Genomic DNA, 14,899 nt, shown 5'->3' on the forward strand with positions numbered 1-14,899 from the left:
TGAATTTATTTTAGCTAAATGTGGTTGAAGTAAAGATTAAAACTAAAGTTTCTGCGCAAGTTTTACACACTCTTCAACACTCGTAGATGAGCTTACAAGAAAATCAACTTCTTTTGGTAAAAACTTAGATGTAGTATTTCCAATTACAATGGCAGTAAAACTATGGTGCCAATCAAATTTTTTAAAAAAACACTCTACACTTGATGGTGAAGTAAAAATAAAAATAGAGTTTAATTCAAAATCTTTTTTTTCTAATTCATCATTACAAGTAGTTTCATATATAATTTCATCATCAATATTTATTTTATTTTCTTTTAAAATTGATATAAGATTAGATACTGTTTTTGAAGCTCTTAAATATAAAGTTTTTTTATTTTTTAAGTGAGTAATTAACTCTTTTGCGTAATCATTCCCATGACCACTTTTTCCTATATATTCAACTTTTCCATTCAAACTTTCAATAATCTTTGCTGTTTTTGGTGCAATTGCATAAGAAGGAATATTTTTCCAATCACTTGAAAAAGAGTCTACTGAATAAACAGCATTTTTTGAAGTAAAAATAATTGCATCATATTTGCTAAAATCGATATCTTTTTTTATATATTTTATTTTGAAAACCTCTAAATTTTCAATATTATTAAAAGAAAGATTATTTAGCAAATATATTTTTTTCATTGTTTATTAACCTTGAAAATAAGTATCATTTGAATTATCTTCTTCTCTTTCACCTTTTTTTCTTACAATTATATGTATTGGAGTACCTTCAAAATTAATCTTATCTCTTAAATAATTAATAAGATACCTTTTATATGAGAAGTGTAATAAATTAGGTTTATTCATAATAAGTGCAATTCTAGGTGGATTTGATTCAAATTGTGTTGCATAATATATTCTTAAATAGTTTCCATTAGGACTAGGAAGTGCATGTCTTACTAGTGCTTCTTCTACTATTTTATTTAACACAGAAGTAGGTATTCTTTGCGAATAGTTGTTATATATTTCAATTATTTTATCTTTTAGTCTTTCAATACTTCTTCCAGTTTTTGCAGATACTGCAATAATTGGAGCATACAATAAAAACTTAAATTTTCTTCTTATTTTAGTTTCTAATTCTTTAAAAGTCTCTATATTCTCATCCCACTTATTTAAAACAATTATAGTTCCAAGGCCATATTGATCAACTAATCCTGCAATTTTTTCATCTAAATCATATAACTCTTCAGAAGCATCAAGTACAACTAATGCTAAATTTGCTTTTTGTAACATATCTTTTGTTCTCATTAATGCAAATTTTTCAATTCCTTCTATTTTACCTCTTCTTCTAAGACCAGCAGTATCAACAAATGTAATTTTTTTATCTTTATATTCAAAAGATTCATCAACTGGATCAACAGTAGTCCCAGATATAGGAGAAACAACAGAACGCTCTTCTCCGATTAAAGCATTTAAAATAGAACTCTTACCAACATTTGTTCTTCCAATAATAGCTACATTTATATCATTACTTTCAACTTTTTTATTTATATCATCTTCTGGATTTATAAAATCTTCAATTCCAGTATCTAACTCTTTAAAGTCTATAATATCACTATTGTTAGATTCTTCTTCTATTTCTGGTAACTCTTCAGCTATCCAATCAAAAAGTCTTTTTGTTCCTCTATTATGAGATACAGAAATTCCAAAAAGATTATTATCATCAATTCCAAACTCATAAAAAGACCAAAGTCTCTCTTTTTCATTATCATTATCTATTTTATTAACAACTAGTGCCAATTTTTTACCAAGGTTTTGAAGCTCATAAAATAGTTCTTTATCTTTATCATCAGGTATTTTTTTGCCATCTACCATAAAAAGTATTATATCAGCTTCTTTTGCACACTCAACTGCTTTTCTTTTTACATTACTAAATATTGCATCATCTGTTTCGTCAATACCTCCAGTATCAAGCATTAAAGCTTCTTTTCCTAGTATTTCAACTTCATGTTTTCTAATATCTCTTGTAGTACCTGCTAAATCTGATACAATAGCAATTCTTTTTTTTGCAATTCTATTAAAAAGTGAACTTTTACCAACGTTTGGTTGTCCAATTAAAGCAATTTTTTTTAGTTGTTTTTCCATTTAAACTATATCCTAATATTTAAAATTAAAAAAGGTATTAGCAAAAGCTAATACCTTAATAGCGAAGATTTACTTAGTCTATTAATATAGACCAAATTTACCCTCAACTTTTGTTCTATAAAGTACTCTTAAATTGTCATCTTTGTCATAAAATACTTTAAATAAATCTTCACCAGCTTTTAAATCTTCCAATGCTTCTTCAATATCAATTGGTTTATATGAAGCCAATTTTACTGGAATTATTTCATTTTCAAATTTTTCAAGCTCTACAGCAATTTGATCTTCAACAGCAGCAGCCTCAACTTCTGTTAATTTAGTTGCTTTATGAGTAGTAATTTTATCATGATGTCTTCTTAATACTTTACTAACTCTATCTACTGCAATATCAATTGCAGAGTATAAGTCTTTATCTTTTTGTTTTACAACAATTGTATCAAGATGTGCAACATTTATTGTAAACTCAAATGTAAATGCTTTTTTCCCGTTCTTTTCATCTTGTGCAATTATTGAGTTAACTGATATTATATCTAAATTATATTTTTTAAAAATCTCTACTGAACTATTAATATAATCTTTGATTGGTTCTGTTAATTCTATGTGTCTTCCTACAATACTTGTATTCATAACATACTCCTTTATATATATTTTATTAATTTTAACATAAACAAAATAAAAGTCTGTTGTTATTTTTGTTATTTATTCAAGTAAGTAGTATTAAATAAGAATTTCTCTATTGCCTTTTGCATTTGCTTCTGATAATACACCAGATTTTTCCAATTGTTCAACTATCGTTGCAGCTCGATTGTAACCAATTCTTAGCTTTCTTTGTATATATGAAATAGAAGTTTTTTTATCTGTTAAAACCACTTGCTTTGCATCTTCATATAATTCATCAAGTTCACCAAGTTCAATTCCACTTGAATCAGATATATTAGAAGAGTTTCTATCTTTTACAAAATTCATATCATATTCGACTTCTTTTTGCTCTTTTAAAAATTCAACAACTTTTTCTATTTCTGTTTCCATAGACCAAGGAGCATGTATTCTTACTAGTCCAGACATACCAGGAGGAGTAAATAACATATCCCCTCTTCCAAGCAATGATTCTGCTCCCATTGAATCTAAAATAATTTTAGAATCAACTTTTTGCCCTACTTTATATGATAATCTACTAGGTAAATTTGCTTTAATTAAACCTGTAACAACATCAACAGAAGGTCTTTGTGTTGCTACAATTAAGTGAATTCCACTTGCCCTTGCCATTTGTGCTAATCTTGCAATTGAGTGTTCTACATCTTTTCCACTTGTCATCATTAAATCTGCCAACTCATCAATAACTACTACAATATAAGGAAATGGCTCATACTTATCTTTTTTTGCTTTTTCATTATAATTTTCTATATTTTTAGTTTTTGTTTGAGACATCAATGTATATCTTCTTTCCATCTCTGCAACCATATTTGATAAAGCATTAATTGCATCAGTTGGTTTTGTAATAACTGGTGTCAATAAATGTGGGATATCATTGTACATAGAAAATTCTAACATTTTTGGATCTATCATTACAAGTTTTAAATTATCTGGCGAATTCTTATATAAAAGAGATAAAATCATTGCATTGATACCAACTGATTTTCCAGAACCTGTAGTTCCTGCAATTAGTAAATGTGGAAGTTTTTTAAGATCTGTTATAAAAGGTTTTCCCACAATATCTTTACCTAAAATCATCGTTAAAGGAGATTTTGAGTTTTGAAAAATTTCACTCTCAAGTAACTCTTTAATAAAAATTGTTTGCATATCTTCATTTGGAACTTCAATTCCAACAACATCTTTACCTGGGATTGGAGCTTGAATTCTAATTGTTTGTGCTTTTAATGCCATCGCTAAATCGTCTTGTAAATTCAAGATTTTTGACACCTTTACATTAGGTGCTGGCTTAAACTCAAAAGTTGTTACAACAGGTCCTGTATAAGTTCTTACTACATCACCTTCAATTTTAAACATTAGAAGTTTTTCTAATAAATCACCAATTTTTTGATCAATTACTGCTTCTGAAACCTTTGATTTTTTATCTTTTGGTGAGTTTTGAAAAAACTTTGTAGGAGGTAACTCGAAATTTTTTGGTTTTTCAGTTTTTCCTAACTCTATATCTTCTAAAAGTTTTTTATTCTCTTCTAATTCATCAACAATAATTCCATGTTGTGTTGTAAGTTCTTCTATTGAACTTATCTCTTCTAAGTTTTCTAAATCTTTATTAGAAGCATTAATATTTTCTTGTTTTTCTTCTTTAATTATATCTTTTAACTCTTCTAATTTTTCAATATTATCAAGTGTTGGCTCAATAAAAATTTCTGCTGTATCCCCTACTTCTTTCACACTAATAGTTTCATTATAAGAGTTTTGTTTGTTAGAAGCTTTATTTTTTAATTTTCTTTTTGTCTCTTCGGCTTTTTTAATTTTTGCTCGATTTGCACTATTTTGCTTTTCATTTGTCTTAGGTAATGAAAAAGTAGGCATTTTATTTTTAATTGAATTAATAGATATATCATTACTTTCAAAAATAACTGTAAAAGTAATAACAAATCCAACTAATACAAAAATCCATAAGCCAGCATTTCCAATAAAAGGACTTAAATCACTTACAATTATATTTCCAATTAATCCACTATGCTGTTTTGTTGTTACAACTAGTGCTTGTAAAGTTAAAGAACTAAATAATAAAAGTAACATAACCATTACTTTTAAAGAAAAATCCCCTAAGTCAAAATACTCTTTATAGTTTATTAAATATAAAGGATATAAAAATAAAAATAGATATACATATGATAGATATCCAAAATAATTATGTGACATTTGTGCAAATATATACCCTATTTTTCCAACACTTTGTTGTGTTGAAACAAATATTGAGTACTCTAAATAAAAAATTATAAAAAGAAAAATTAGTGATAATATTTTTTTAACTATTTTAAAGCCTTTATTTTTTCAAAAGTTTTGATATTTTACCTTGAAGTCTTAGCCATGTTTTATGTTCCATTAAAGGAAATCCTGCCCAAAACTTTTTAGGAGTAGTAATACTTTTAGTTACTCCGCCTCTTGCAGCTATTGTTGTAAATGGAGCAATTTCCAAATGCCCTGCTGTAGCACTTTGTCCACCCATTACTACATATTCATGAAGTATCGTTGAACCTGAAAGACCCACTTGTCCAGTAAGAATTGTACCCTTTCCTAGCTTACAATTATGTGCAATATGTACTAAATTATCAAGTCTTACATTATCTTCAATTATTGTAGATTTAAATGCAGCCCTATCAATTGCACAATTAGAACCAATTTCTACATTATTTTTTATAATAACATTTCCATTTTGATAAATTTTTATATAATCAGCTCCAGAAATCGCAAATCCAAAACCATCACTACCTATTATAGTTCCAGCATGAATTATACAATCACTTCCAACTTCACAATCTCTGTAAATGCACACATTTGGATACAAAATAGTATTATTGCCTATTTTTACATTATCTCCAATAAAAACACCTGGCATAATTGTACAATTATTACCTATTTGTGTGTTTTTTCCTATATATACATTATCTAGTACTTTAGTATTTTCACCAATAATTGCATCTTTACCTATAGTTTCTACTATATTTGGAGCAAAATATTTACTAGCTTTTGCTAAAGCTACATATGGCTCTTCACAAACTAAAGCAATTGTATTTTGAGGTACTTTATCTAAAAACTCTTGTTTAACAAAAACAGCTGCTGCTTTTGTTTTTTCTAAATCATTAATATATTTTTTATTTTCTAAAAAAGTTAGTTCATTTTTATTTGAATCTAATAGTGTATTTAAAGAAGTAATTTCTAAATCATATTCACATTTAATATCTAATGCTTGAGTTATATTTTTTAAATTCATTTTTATCCTTTCAAGCAAAAGAAGATAGAAGAGTTTTCTTCTATCTTTCCATTGCAACAACACCACTTCTAACAACTTCAAGTGGGTTAAATCTTGTATTCATTATATTTGTAAAGTTTGCTATTCTATGTGGTTCATCTGTTGCAGATATTACAATAGCATCATCTGTAACATTTTGAATGTGTCCATTATAAGCCCTTGCGATAACTTCCACATCACTTATTGGTTGATCAATTGGTATTTTAACTAATACTGTTTCTTTTTCTATAACATTTCTATGTTCATTTACTTTAAGTACAGGAATTAATTTATTTAATTGTTTTACAATTTGATCAATAATTCTTTTATCACCTGTAGTGACAATAGTCATTCTAGAGTATTGTGTTCCTGAAATAGGAGCAACTGTTAATGAATCGATATTATATCCACGAGCTGAAAAAAGTCCAACTATTCTTGATAAAGCATTATGCTCATTTAAAACAATCACAGAGATAACTTGTCTTATGGTTTCTGTATCATAGTAATGGTTAAAATTATTCATTATTATCTCCTATTAGTGTCATTTCATTTAAAGCATGCCCATTTGGAACCATTGGTAAAACTTCTTCATTTCTTTCAACGATAACTTCAATCATTGCTGGTTTTCTCTTTTCAATAGCATCTTTTAATGCTTTGTCAAACTCTTCTTTTGTTGAAACTCTATATCCAACCCCACCAAATGCTTCTATAAGCATTTTAAAATCTGGTTGCATTGAAAGATCAGTTTCTGATATTCTGTTTTCATAAAACATAGTTTGCCATTGTCTTACCATTCCTAAATAGTTATTATTTAAAATAATAGTAATTACTGGCAGATTAGATTCAACACAAGTCATAAGTTCTTGAATATTCATCAATATTGAACCATCACCTGTAAAATTAATTGAAATTTTATCAGGATTACCTTTTGCAACACCCATTGCAGCAGGAAGACCAAATCCCATTGTTCCTAAACCACCACTAGTTATAAACTGTCTTGGAAAAGAGAATGGATAAAATTGTGCTGTCCACATTTGATGTTGACCAACATCAGTTGAAACAATAGCTTTACTTCCTAAAATCTCACCAACCCTTTGTATTGGCCATTGAGGCTTAATAACAGTATTTGAATCAATATATCTTAAAGGCTCTTTTTCTCTATACTCTTTAAGTAAAGCAACCCAGTTTGTATAATCATTAAATTCAAAATCACCCATAGTATTTACCATGCCCTCAACAGTAACTTTTAAATCCCCTACAATAGGATAATCAGCTCTTACAAGTTTAGCAATAGTTGCTGGATCAATATCTACATGTATAACTTTTGCTTTTGATGCAAACTCATCAAGCCTTCCAGTTACTCTATCATCAAATCTTGCTCCCAATGAAATTAAAAGATCAGTTTCATATGCTGCCATATTAGCAGCAAACTCACCATGCATACCTAACATTCCAATTAATAATGGATTATCATGACCCATAATACCTCTTGCCATAAGAGTTTCAACAACTGGTATATTGGCTTTTTTTGCAAATTCTCTTATTTCATGTCCACAATTTGCTAATATTGCTCCTCCACCAACATATAATAAAGGCTTTTTTGATTTTGAAATAGCAGTCATTGCTTTTTTTAATTGTCTTTTATTATAGTTTACCGTTGGTTTATATGTAGGCAAATTAATCTCTTTTGGATACTCAAAGTTACCCATCTCTGCTGTAATATCTTTTGGAATATCAATATGTACAGGTCCTGGTCTTCCAGTTCTTGCAATATGAAATGCCTCTTTTATGATTCTTGGTAAGTCTTCAATTTTATTAACTAAATAGTTATGCTTAGTACATGGTCTTGAAATACCTACTGCATCAATTTCTTGAAAACCATCTGTCCCTATTATAGCAGTTGGAACTTGTCCTGAAATAACGACGAGAGGAATAGAATCAATATAAGCAGTTGCAAGACCAGTTACTGCATTTGTAAATCCTGGTCCACTTGTAACTATTGCAACACCAACTTTTCCTGTTGATCTTGCGTAACCTTCTGCTGCGTGTATAGATGCTTGTTCATGTCTATTTAAAATATGTTCAAAATGATTTTGCTTATATATTTCATCATAGACATTCATAATAGCGCCCCCAGGGTAACCAAAAACAGTTTTAACCCCTTCTTGGTGTAATGATTCTATAACCATTTTTGCGCCAGTCATTTTCATAATTCTTTCTCCCTCGTTTAATTAAAGCGTAAATTGTACAAAAACATTCATTAAACTGCCTTTAATCAGTATCTTTGGCTATTTAATTTAGCTAAAATTTAGTAATTTTTAAGTAAAATAGTTAGATATAAACTAGGAGTTACACATTATGGATGTAAATAGTATTAGTAGTAATGTTTCAAATCTCAATTCTTTGCCTCAACAGCAGTTAAATAGAACTTCTCAAAACAGTAGAATTGAACCTATTTCTAATGATGCACTAAATTTATCTATAAGTGAAGCATATAATCTTAAAAGAGATGAATTATCAAACTCACTACAAACATTTAATGAAGGTATTGCAATAACTTCTATTGCTAAAAATGCAATTGAAAAACAGCAAGATATACTTTCAGATGTAAAAAGAACACTAGTTGATGATAATATTGAAGATAAAAATCAACTAAAAGAGCAACTTACAAATCAATTAAAAGATTTTACTTCTATTGCCCTTGAAACAAAATACAAAAAAGAGACTATACTATCAACACAAGACTCAAATCAAGAAAATAGTAATTTTACAATTGATACAAAAGAGGCTTACTTAGAAATAAATAAAGTAAATACACCTGTAATATCAAATGAGTTAGCAAATGATATACAAAATAGTGATTTAAATAATGAAGAGACTGTAAATACTATTGTAGGTAAACTTAATACAAGTGAAAAGTACTTAAATGATTTATCTAATCAATTCGAACAAACATCACAACAAATTCAAGAAAATGCAAAAGATATATTAAAGCAACAACACGATTTAGTTACGAATAATCAAACTAATAATGTAAATTTTGGTAAAGAAGCAAGTGATTTTACAAAAAATAATCTCTTTGCAAATGTAGGTTATTTAGCAGTTTCACAAGCTAATATTGTTCAAGAACAAAGTGTAAGACTATTATCATAATTTATTTTAATAAACATTGATTAATAGCTACACCCTCTCTTAAACCATCATCTAAAACAATTGATTCTTTTTTATTTAATGCTTCAAATATAGCTTTGTAAATATATACGCCAACTTCAATAAACTCAACTCTTCCACTTCCAACAAGACTTGTGATTGTTTGTTTTGAAGAGTTTCTGAAAAGCTCTAAACACTCATTTAAGTCATTTAAATCTACAATTGTTCCATTAACTAGATTTTTATCATAATGAAAAAAATCTTGGCCTAGTTTAATTGTAGCAATAGTAGTAGGTGTACCAGCTGTTGCTACGAAAGTATACTCTTCTAAATCTATTTGTAAAGTATCAATAAAGTTTCTAATCTCTTTTTTTCTTAAATTTAAACTCTCTTCTAAGAGTTTATAGTCACTAAATTTTTGAGTTAAAGTTACTATACCAAAATTAAAACTATGGGCTTTATAATCATTTTTAGTATTTACTATAATTTCAGTAGAACCTCCACCAATATCAAGTAAAACAAATTTTTCTGATTTTAGTTTTTCTCTTTTTAGTGCATATTTTACTGCAAGTAAAGTAAGTCTAGCTTCTTCATTCCCATCTATAATTTTAAACTTGGCACCAGTTTTTCTTAAAAAATATTGAAGAACTTCATTTGAGTTATTTGCCATTCTCATAGCTGCTGTTGTAACACAAATTGCTTCTTTAGGATTATAATTTAGTTTCTCACTTGAATAGTTAATTGCCTCAACTACTCTTTCTTGTGCTTCTTTGGAGATAATTCCAGTATCAACTAAACCATCAGCCATTCCAACAACTTGATTAAATTCTGAAATAATTTTATGATTTAAACAATCATAGACTAAAACTCTAAATGAGTTTGAGCCTAAGTCTATTGCAACTACTTTTTCCATTATGGGTGGGGAATTTTAATTTTTGAATTTAATAAATAGCCAATTATTATCATCGAAATAAGAACAAACTCTTCTGAAATAAATCCACTTAACCAAATAAGATAAACACCCCAAAGTAAAATAGCACCTAAAGGAGTAGGTATTCCTGTAAAATACTTTTCTACTTCTCCAACATCTGCATTTAAATTAAATTGAATCAATCGTCTAAGTCCTGAAATAATATAAAAAATAAACGCAAACACAACTAATGGTGTAAATAAAATAAGCTCCTTACCATCAATTATTGCAAAATATATAAACATTGTAGGAACAATAACAAAAGATAAAAAATCTGCATAAGAATCAAGCTGAATCCCAAAATCTGTAGATAGATTATATTTTCTGGCAATCTTTCCATCTAAGATATCAAATCCACCTGCAAGCCAAGCAAAAAGTGCTGCTCCAAAAAACTGATTGTGTGTAAGAAAATAAATAGCCAAAATACCTGAAGCGATATTAAAAAATGTCACTGTATTTGCTAAGTTAAAATGATTATTTTTATTAAATAAAAAAGTCAATTACTCTCCTTTTAAAGTGTAAACTGGTTTCTACCATTTTGTTTTGATTTATATAAGTTTTCATCAGCAATTTTATACAATTTATTTGCTGAAATATAACTGTTAGGCTCATAAATTACTGCACCAGTTGAAATTGATACAATATTTAAAATTTTACTTGTTTTATGTTCAATATTTAAACTAATTATTTTTTTATTTATATCTGTTAAACATTCAATTAAAATATCTTCATCAGTATCAAATAAAACTACTCCAAACTCTTCGCCACCAAGTCTGAAAACATATTCATACTCTTTGTTAAAGTACTCTTTTAAAGCAGATGCAACTTTTTTTAATGTTTGATCACCTAAATCATGACCATATGTATCATTGTACTGCTTAAAAAAATCAATATCTACCATAATAAAAGCACTTTTCCAATTATTTGCATTTGAAATAAAAGGTAAGTTATCAAAAATATTATCGAAATACTTTCTATTGTATAAGTTTGTCATTGAATCAGTAATTGATTCGATTTTATATTTTTTTGTTAATATTGTTAATTGATTATCTTTTTTTATTATTTGATAGATTATAAAAATGATTATAGCAAAAGAAAATATAATTATAGCTATAAAGTTATAAAAAAGATAATGCTTCATACTTGAATAATCAACTAAAAACTCCCTTCTTTGTTTATACGCTATATCAACTTCATGATCCTTTAAAAAATTAATTTGTTTTATTACTAGTTCATAAATTTCTATTTTATCAAGCTTAAAAGAGTTTACAATAAATTTATCAATATCACTTACAATTTTTCTTTCTTGTTTAGTTTTATATGATTTATTATAATTTTTCCAATTTTTTAAAATTACTGTTTTTTCTGCTTCTATATTACACTTGTTATTTGTTATTTTTTTGCATTGAATTATAGTTTGATAATTTTTCAAAACTAAATCTAGAGTTATCAAAGGAACAAAATTTCCAAAATATATATTATCAATTTGTTTTTTTAGTTTATCAATTTGAGAGTTAAATAAAAAACTAGCACTTATTAAAGCAAAAATTATTATTGTTACTAAAAGTAAAAGTTTAAAAGATAATGATTTAAAAAATTTATTCTTCATAGTAAAAATTATATCCAAAATAAGTTTAACCATTATTAATTTTTTCATTGTCTATAATACTTTACAAAACTATATTAAATATGCTAAACTTAATAAAATTAAAAAAAGAGTATGTTATGCTAATAAATGATAATTTAACTGTTTCATCAATTTATCAACAAATTGCTCAAAAAAAAGCAGAACTTGCAAATCTTGACAAAGAAGATTTAACAAAATCTTCTTATGAAAAGAGTGATTCAGTTAATTTAACAAATAGCAAAAATTATGATGAAGAAGATTATCAAAGAGTTTTAGATAAATTTGAAAATCTTGATTCAAAAACTAGGTCACATGAGCAGTTACATGCATCTCTTGCACATACAAAGGGCGCAATTTCTTATACTTATCAAATGGGACCTGATGGGAAATTATATGCTACGGGTGGTCATGTAAGACTTGATACTTCCATACCAAAAGATGAAGCAGCAGCAATTGCAAAGTTAGATAAACTTCAAAAAGCTTCAACTGCACCAGATGGATTAAGTAGTGCAGATGCTTCAATAGCAAGAGCTGCGAACTTAAATAAAATGCTTCTTTTAAGTAAAGAACAAGGAGTAGAAAATGCGAATTGATAACAGTATGAACCTAAATGCAATGGTTGCAACACAAGCACAAGTTACACAAAATGCACAAACAATTGCAGATGTAGCAAATGTAGTAGCTGATCCTCAAAACCAAGAAGTGACTCAAGATTTAATTGATGCTATTACTTCACAAATTCCAAATACAATAGCATACAGCGCAAACGCAAATGCAATACAAACACAAAATGAAACTTCAAGTATGTTATTGAATATAAAGGCATAAATAATGAGTAAAATGAATGTAGTTTGTCCTCACTGTTTAAAAGTAAATAAGATTCCTAAAAAGGACTCATATACAAAAGCAAACTGTGGGGAGTGCAAAAACTCTTTATTAGATACAACACCCATTGAATTAACACAAGAAACATTTGATCATGTTGTAGTAAATTCTGATATTCCAGTAATAATTGACTTTTGGGCACCTTGGTGTGGACCATGTAAAATGATGACTCCAATTTTTAATGAAGTTTCAAATAAATATGCTTTAAAAGCATTATTTGTAAAAGTAAATACAGAAATAGAACAAACACTAGCTTCAAAGTTTCTAATTAAATCAATTCCAACAATTGCTATATTTAAAGAAGGCAATGAAATAAAAAGAGTTAATGGTGCATTAGATCCATTAAAACTTTCTAGTTTAGTAAATGAAAATCTATAAGTTTAAAACTTATAGATTAAATTAAGACCAAATATATCTAAACCACTATTATCATCATCTAAATCTGCATTTGATATATGATTATATCTTAAAGTAGTCGATAAATGTTTGTTTATGTTATAACCAAATACAACACTCTCTTTAAATTGAAAGTTCATTCCAAAATTTCTATGTTCAAAAGACTTATTACTTAAATAAGCAACTCCTAAAGCACCTTGAATAAAAAACTGTTCATTAAAATCATAAGTTAACACTGGTTGAAAGCTTGTAATATATAGTTCATCACTATTATTTGTAGAATCCATATAATCAAATGCAAACTCTAAAGATAGAGGAAGATTAAAAAGTTTATAATTTGTATCTTTTATCAAAGAAATATCATAAATATTTGAATCATAACTAGTAGTTGAGTATCCAATACTTATTTTATCAAAAGAAAATAAGTAAGATGTGCTTAATAGCAAGAGTATCAGAAATTTTTTCATTTGTTTCCCTTATATAAAAATAATTATTTAATATAATATAATCTATTTTAAATTACTCTTTATAAGGTCACAAAATTGTTCTAATTGATTTTCATTGAATACTTTTATCTCATTTTTTCTTAAAAGTTTAGCAGTTACACCCTCTCCTTCTTTTAATACTGAACTAAAAGTTCCATCATAAATTTTACTATTTCCGCATGAAGGAGAGTTTGATTTTAATATAGCAATTTTTATGCTATTTTTTTTACAATAAGATAAAGTATTTAAAGCACCTTGATTAAACATGTAAGTTACATCTAAGCCATTAGTTGTAATAACTTTTTCTTTAATTATTTCAGCAGGAGGTCTTGGAGTTGTTAAACCTCCACTAAGTTCTGGACAAATAGAAAAAACATTAAACTCTTTTATAATTTTTAAAAAGAGTTCTTTGTTTTTTATAGAAGAACTTGAACTTTTTCCATCATACCTTACCTCTTCACCTAAAAGACAAGAAGAAATTAATATATTCAATATTAATCCTGTTTATTATTGTCTAAGAACTCTTTTTGAAAAAATGTAGAAGTTTGAATATTGTTAAATGCAGCTTTCATTGAAATAAACATTTGAGGATTCTCTTCTTCCATTTGTTCTAACAATTTCTTTGTTTTTTCTCTTGCATGAGGCATTTTTATATCAAATCTCATTGCTGGACAAGCTTCATCTCCAATTACACTAATCTCATTTGATTGGGCAAATGCTCTTAGTTGTCTCTCTCTACAAAAAATAAGTGGTCTAATAACTTCTAAACCATTTTCTGCTTGATATATTGGAGGCATTGATCTTAAAGCACCATTATATAAGAAGTTCATAAAAAATGACTCCATTGCATCATCTAAATGGTGCCCTAAAGCTAATTTATTATATCCTTGCTCTTGTGCTGTTGTATATAAGTACCCTCTTCTCATTCTTGAAAAAAATGAACAAAAAGATGAATTTTTTCTAATTTTTTCACCAGCAATTTCAAAAATTTCAGTATCTACTATTTCATGTTCAATTTCATATTTTTTACAGTGATCTGCTAAAAATTGTATTTGCTCACCCATTCCATAAGTTACAGTTACAGCTTTAAATTCAAATTTAAAAGGTGCAACTCTTTGTAGATGTTTTAATGCATGAAGAAGAGTTGTAGAGTCTTTACCTCCACTAAATCCAACCAATACCTTATCACCTTCTTTAATTAAGCCATACTCTGCATTAGTTTTACCAACAAGTTTTGAAATTTTTTTACTTAATTCTACCAATTTAAATTTCCTATCTATCAATTTTTTCGCAATTATATCAAAAAGTTTAAAAAATGAAATAAA

Annotated in this window: 17 protein-coding genes; 4 read left to right on the forward strand and 13 right to left on the reverse strand. The window is 27.3% G+C overall.

Going from position 1 to position 14,899, the window contains the following annotated elements:
- Positions 1 to 42: 42 nt before the first annotated feature.
- The 7 genes from ACAN_RS07365 to ACAN_RS07395 form a co-directional block, all read right to left on the reverse strand.
- Complete coding sequence (locus ACAN_RS07365) at positions 43 to 675, reverse strand: uroporphyrinogen-III synthase (protein ID WP_099333275.1); 633 nt, start codon at positions 673 to 675, stop codon at positions 43 to 45.
- 6 nt (positions 676 to 681) lie between these two features.
- Positions 682 to 2,118, reverse strand: coding sequence for a ribosome biogenesis GTPase Der (gene der, locus ACAN_RS07370; RefSeq protein WP_099333276.1), 1,437 nt, complete (start codon positions 2,116 to 2,118; stop codon positions 682 to 684).
- Positions 2,119 to 2,199: 81 nt separating this feature from the next.
- Positions 2,200 to 2,742, reverse strand: a complete 543-nt coding sequence (gene hpf, locus ACAN_RS07375; protein WP_079577917.1) for a ribosome hibernation-promoting factor, HPF/YfiA family — start codon at positions 2,740 to 2,742, stop codon at positions 2,200 to 2,202.
- A 90-nt stretch (positions 2,743 to 2,832) separates the two neighbouring features.
- Entirely contained in the window at positions 2,833 to 4,971 is a 2,139-nt protein-coding gene (locus ACAN_RS07380) for a DNA translocase FtsK 4TM domain-containing protein (protein ID WP_237680982.1), read from the reverse strand.
- 124 nt (positions 4,972 to 5,095) lie between these two features.
- Positions 5,096 to 6,043, reverse strand: coding sequence for a UDP-3-O-(3-hydroxymyristoyl)glucosamine N-acyltransferase (lpxD, locus tag ACAN_RS07385; protein ID WP_099333278.1), 948 nt, complete (start codon positions 6,041 to 6,043; stop codon positions 5,096 to 5,098).
- A 40-nt stretch (positions 6,044 to 6,083) separates the two neighbouring features.
- A complete protein-coding gene (ilvN, locus tag ACAN_RS07390) occupies positions 6,084 to 6,584 on the reverse strand; it encodes an acetolactate synthase small subunit (RefSeq protein WP_079577914.1) in 501 nt (166 codons plus the stop codon).
- Complete coding sequence (locus tag ACAN_RS07395) at positions 6,577 to 8,271, reverse strand: acetolactate synthase large subunit (RefSeq protein WP_147525213.1); 1,695 nt, start codon at positions 8,269 to 8,271, stop codon at positions 6,577 to 6,579. The genes ilvN and ACAN_RS07395 overlap by 8 nt, the downstream gene beginning before the upstream one ends.
- A gap of 148 nt (positions 8,272 to 8,419) precedes the next feature.
- Between ACAN_RS07395 and ACAN_RS07400 the strand changes: the two genes are divergently transcribed.
- Positions 8,420 to 9,214, forward strand: coding sequence for a hypothetical protein (locus tag ACAN_RS07400; RefSeq protein ID WP_099333280.1), 795 nt, complete (start codon positions 8,420 to 8,422; stop codon positions 9,212 to 9,214).
- A gap of 1 nt (position 9,215) precedes the next feature.
- On the opposite strand, the gene ACAN_RS07405 is transcribed toward ACAN_RS07400, so the two are convergent.
- Genes ACAN_RS07405 through ACAN_RS07415 form a run of 3 tightly spaced genes read right to left on the reverse strand, consistent with a single transcriptional unit; the run spans position 9,216 to position 11,838 of the window.
- On the reverse strand, positions 9,216 to 10,124 hold the full coding sequence (locus tag ACAN_RS07405; protein ID WP_099333281.1) for a Ppx/GppA phosphatase family protein: 909 nt from the start codon (positions 10,122 to 10,124) through the stop codon (positions 9,216 to 9,218).
- Positions 10,124 to 10,681, reverse strand: coding sequence for a CDP-alcohol phosphatidyltransferase family protein (locus ACAN_RS07410; RefSeq protein ID WP_099333282.1), 558 nt, complete (start codon positions 10,679 to 10,681; stop codon positions 10,124 to 10,126). The genes ACAN_RS07405 and ACAN_RS07410 overlap by 1 nt, the downstream gene beginning before the upstream one ends.
- An 11-nt stretch (positions 10,682 to 10,692) precedes the next feature.
- Positions 10,693 to 11,838, reverse strand: coding sequence for a GGDEF domain-containing protein (locus ACAN_RS07415; RefSeq protein ID WP_170233025.1), 1,146 nt, complete (start codon positions 11,836 to 11,838; stop codon positions 10,693 to 10,695).
- 68 nt (positions 11,839 to 11,906) lie between these two features.
- Between ACAN_RS07415 and ACAN_RS07420 the strand changes: the two genes are divergently transcribed.
- Genes ACAN_RS07420 through trxC form a run of 3 tightly spaced genes read left to right on the forward strand, consistent with a single transcriptional unit; the run spans position 11,907 to position 13,071 of the window.
- The gene (locus tag ACAN_RS07420; protein ID WP_099333283.1) at positions 11,907 to 12,401 is read left to right on the forward strand and encodes a putative metalloprotease CJM1_0395 family protein; all 495 of its coding nucleotides are present in this window, start codon (positions 11,907 to 11,909) and stop codon (positions 12,399 to 12,401) included.
- On the forward strand, positions 12,391 to 12,636 hold the full coding sequence (locus tag ACAN_RS07425) for a hypothetical protein (protein WP_079577908.1): 246 nt from the start codon (positions 12,391 to 12,393) through the stop codon (positions 12,634 to 12,636). Before ACAN_RS07420 ends, ACAN_RS07425 begins: the two co-directional genes overlap by 11 nt.
- A gap of 12 nt (positions 12,637 to 12,648) precedes the next feature.
- Positions 12,649 to 13,071, forward strand: coding sequence for a thioredoxin TrxC (gene trxC / locus ACAN_RS07430; protein WP_099333561.1), 423 nt, complete (start codon positions 12,649 to 12,651; stop codon positions 13,069 to 13,071).
- Between the two features lie 2 nt (positions 13,072 to 13,073).
- Here trxC and ACAN_RS07435 read toward each other — a convergent pair whose 3' ends face one another.
- The 3 genes from ACAN_RS07435 to ACAN_RS07445 are packed head-to-tail and all read right to left on the reverse strand — an operon-like array spanning position 13,074 to position 14,836.
- Positions 13,074 to 13,556, reverse strand: a complete 483-nt coding sequence (locus ACAN_RS07435; RefSeq protein WP_099333284.1) for an acyloxyacyl hydrolase — start codon at positions 13,554 to 13,556, stop codon at positions 13,074 to 13,076.
- 42 nt (positions 13,557 to 13,598) lie between these two features.
- On the reverse strand, positions 13,599 to 14,066 hold the full coding sequence (locus tag ACAN_RS07440; protein WP_099333285.1) for a 2-thiouracil desulfurase family protein: 468 nt from the start codon (positions 14,064 to 14,066) through the stop codon (positions 13,599 to 13,601).
- 2 nt (positions 14,067 to 14,068) lie between these two features.
- Positions 14,069 to 14,836, reverse strand: a complete 768-nt coding sequence (locus ACAN_RS07445) for a tRNA 2-thiocytidine biosynthesis TtcA family protein (protein WP_099333286.1) — start codon at positions 14,834 to 14,836, stop codon at positions 14,069 to 14,071.
- Positions 14,837 to 14,899 lie beyond the last annotated feature (63 nt).

It is taken from the genome of Malaciobacter canalis, from assembly GCF_008000835.1.
Lineage (GTDB): Bacteria > Campylobacterota > Campylobacteria > Campylobacterales > Arcobacteraceae > Malaciobacter > Malaciobacter canalis.

What these genes read in the sequence shown, in the direction of transcription:
- ACAN_RS07415 (WP_170233025.1), bottom strand. Translation starts at nt 11,838, where the DNA reads ATGAAAAAATTAATAATGGTTAAACTTATTTTGGATATAATTTTTACT.
- lpxD (WP_099333278.1), bottom strand. Translation starts at nt 6,043, where the DNA reads ATGAATTTAAAAAATATAACTCAAGCATTAGATATTAAATGTGAATAT.
- hpf (WP_079577917.1), bottom strand. Translation starts at nt 2,742, where the DNA reads ATGAATACAAGTATTGTAGGAAGACACATAGAATTAACAGAACCAATC.
- ACAN_RS07365 (WP_099333275.1), bottom strand. Translation starts at nt 675, where the DNA reads ATGAAAAAAATATATTTGCTAAATAATCTTTCTTTTAATAATATTGAA.
- ACAN_RS07405 (WP_099333281.1), bottom strand. Translation starts at nt 10,124, where the DNA reads ATGGAAAAAGTAGTTGCAATAGACTTAGGCTCAAACTCATTTAGAGTT.
- trxC (WP_099333561.1), top strand. Translation starts at nt 12,649, where the DNA reads ATGAATGTAGTTTGTCCTCACTGTTTAAAAGTAAATAAGATTCCTAAA.
- ACAN_RS07400 (WP_099333280.1), top strand. Translation starts at nt 8,420, where the DNA reads ATGGATGTAAATAGTATTAGTAGTAATGTTTCAAATCTCAATTCTTTG.
- ACAN_RS07435 (WP_099333284.1), bottom strand. Translation starts at nt 13,556, where the DNA reads ATGAAAAAATTTCTGATACTCTTGCTATTAAGCACATCTTACTTATTT.
- ACAN_RS07395 (WP_147525213.1), bottom strand. Translation starts at nt 8,271, where the DNA reads ATGAAAATGACTGGCGCAAAAATGGTTATAGAATCATTACACCAAGAA.
- ACAN_RS07425 (WP_079577908.1), top strand. Translation starts at nt 12,391, where the DNA reads ATGCGAATTGATAACAGTATGAACCTAAATGCAATGGTTGCAACACAA.
- ACAN_RS07380 (WP_237680982.1), bottom strand. Translation starts at nt 4,971, where the DNA reads ATGTCACATAATTATTTTGGATATCTATCATATGTATATCTATTTTTA.
- der (WP_099333276.1), bottom strand. Translation starts at nt 2,118, where the DNA reads ATGGAAAAACAACTAAAAAAAATTGCTTTAATTGGACAACCAAACGTT.
- ACAN_RS07420 (WP_099333283.1), top strand. Translation starts at nt 11,907, where the DNA reads ATGCTAATAAATGATAATTTAACTGTTTCATCAATTTATCAACAAATT.
- ilvN (WP_079577914.1), bottom strand. Translation starts at nt 6,584, where the DNA reads ATGAATAATTTTAACCATTACTATGATACAGAAACCATAAGACAAGTT.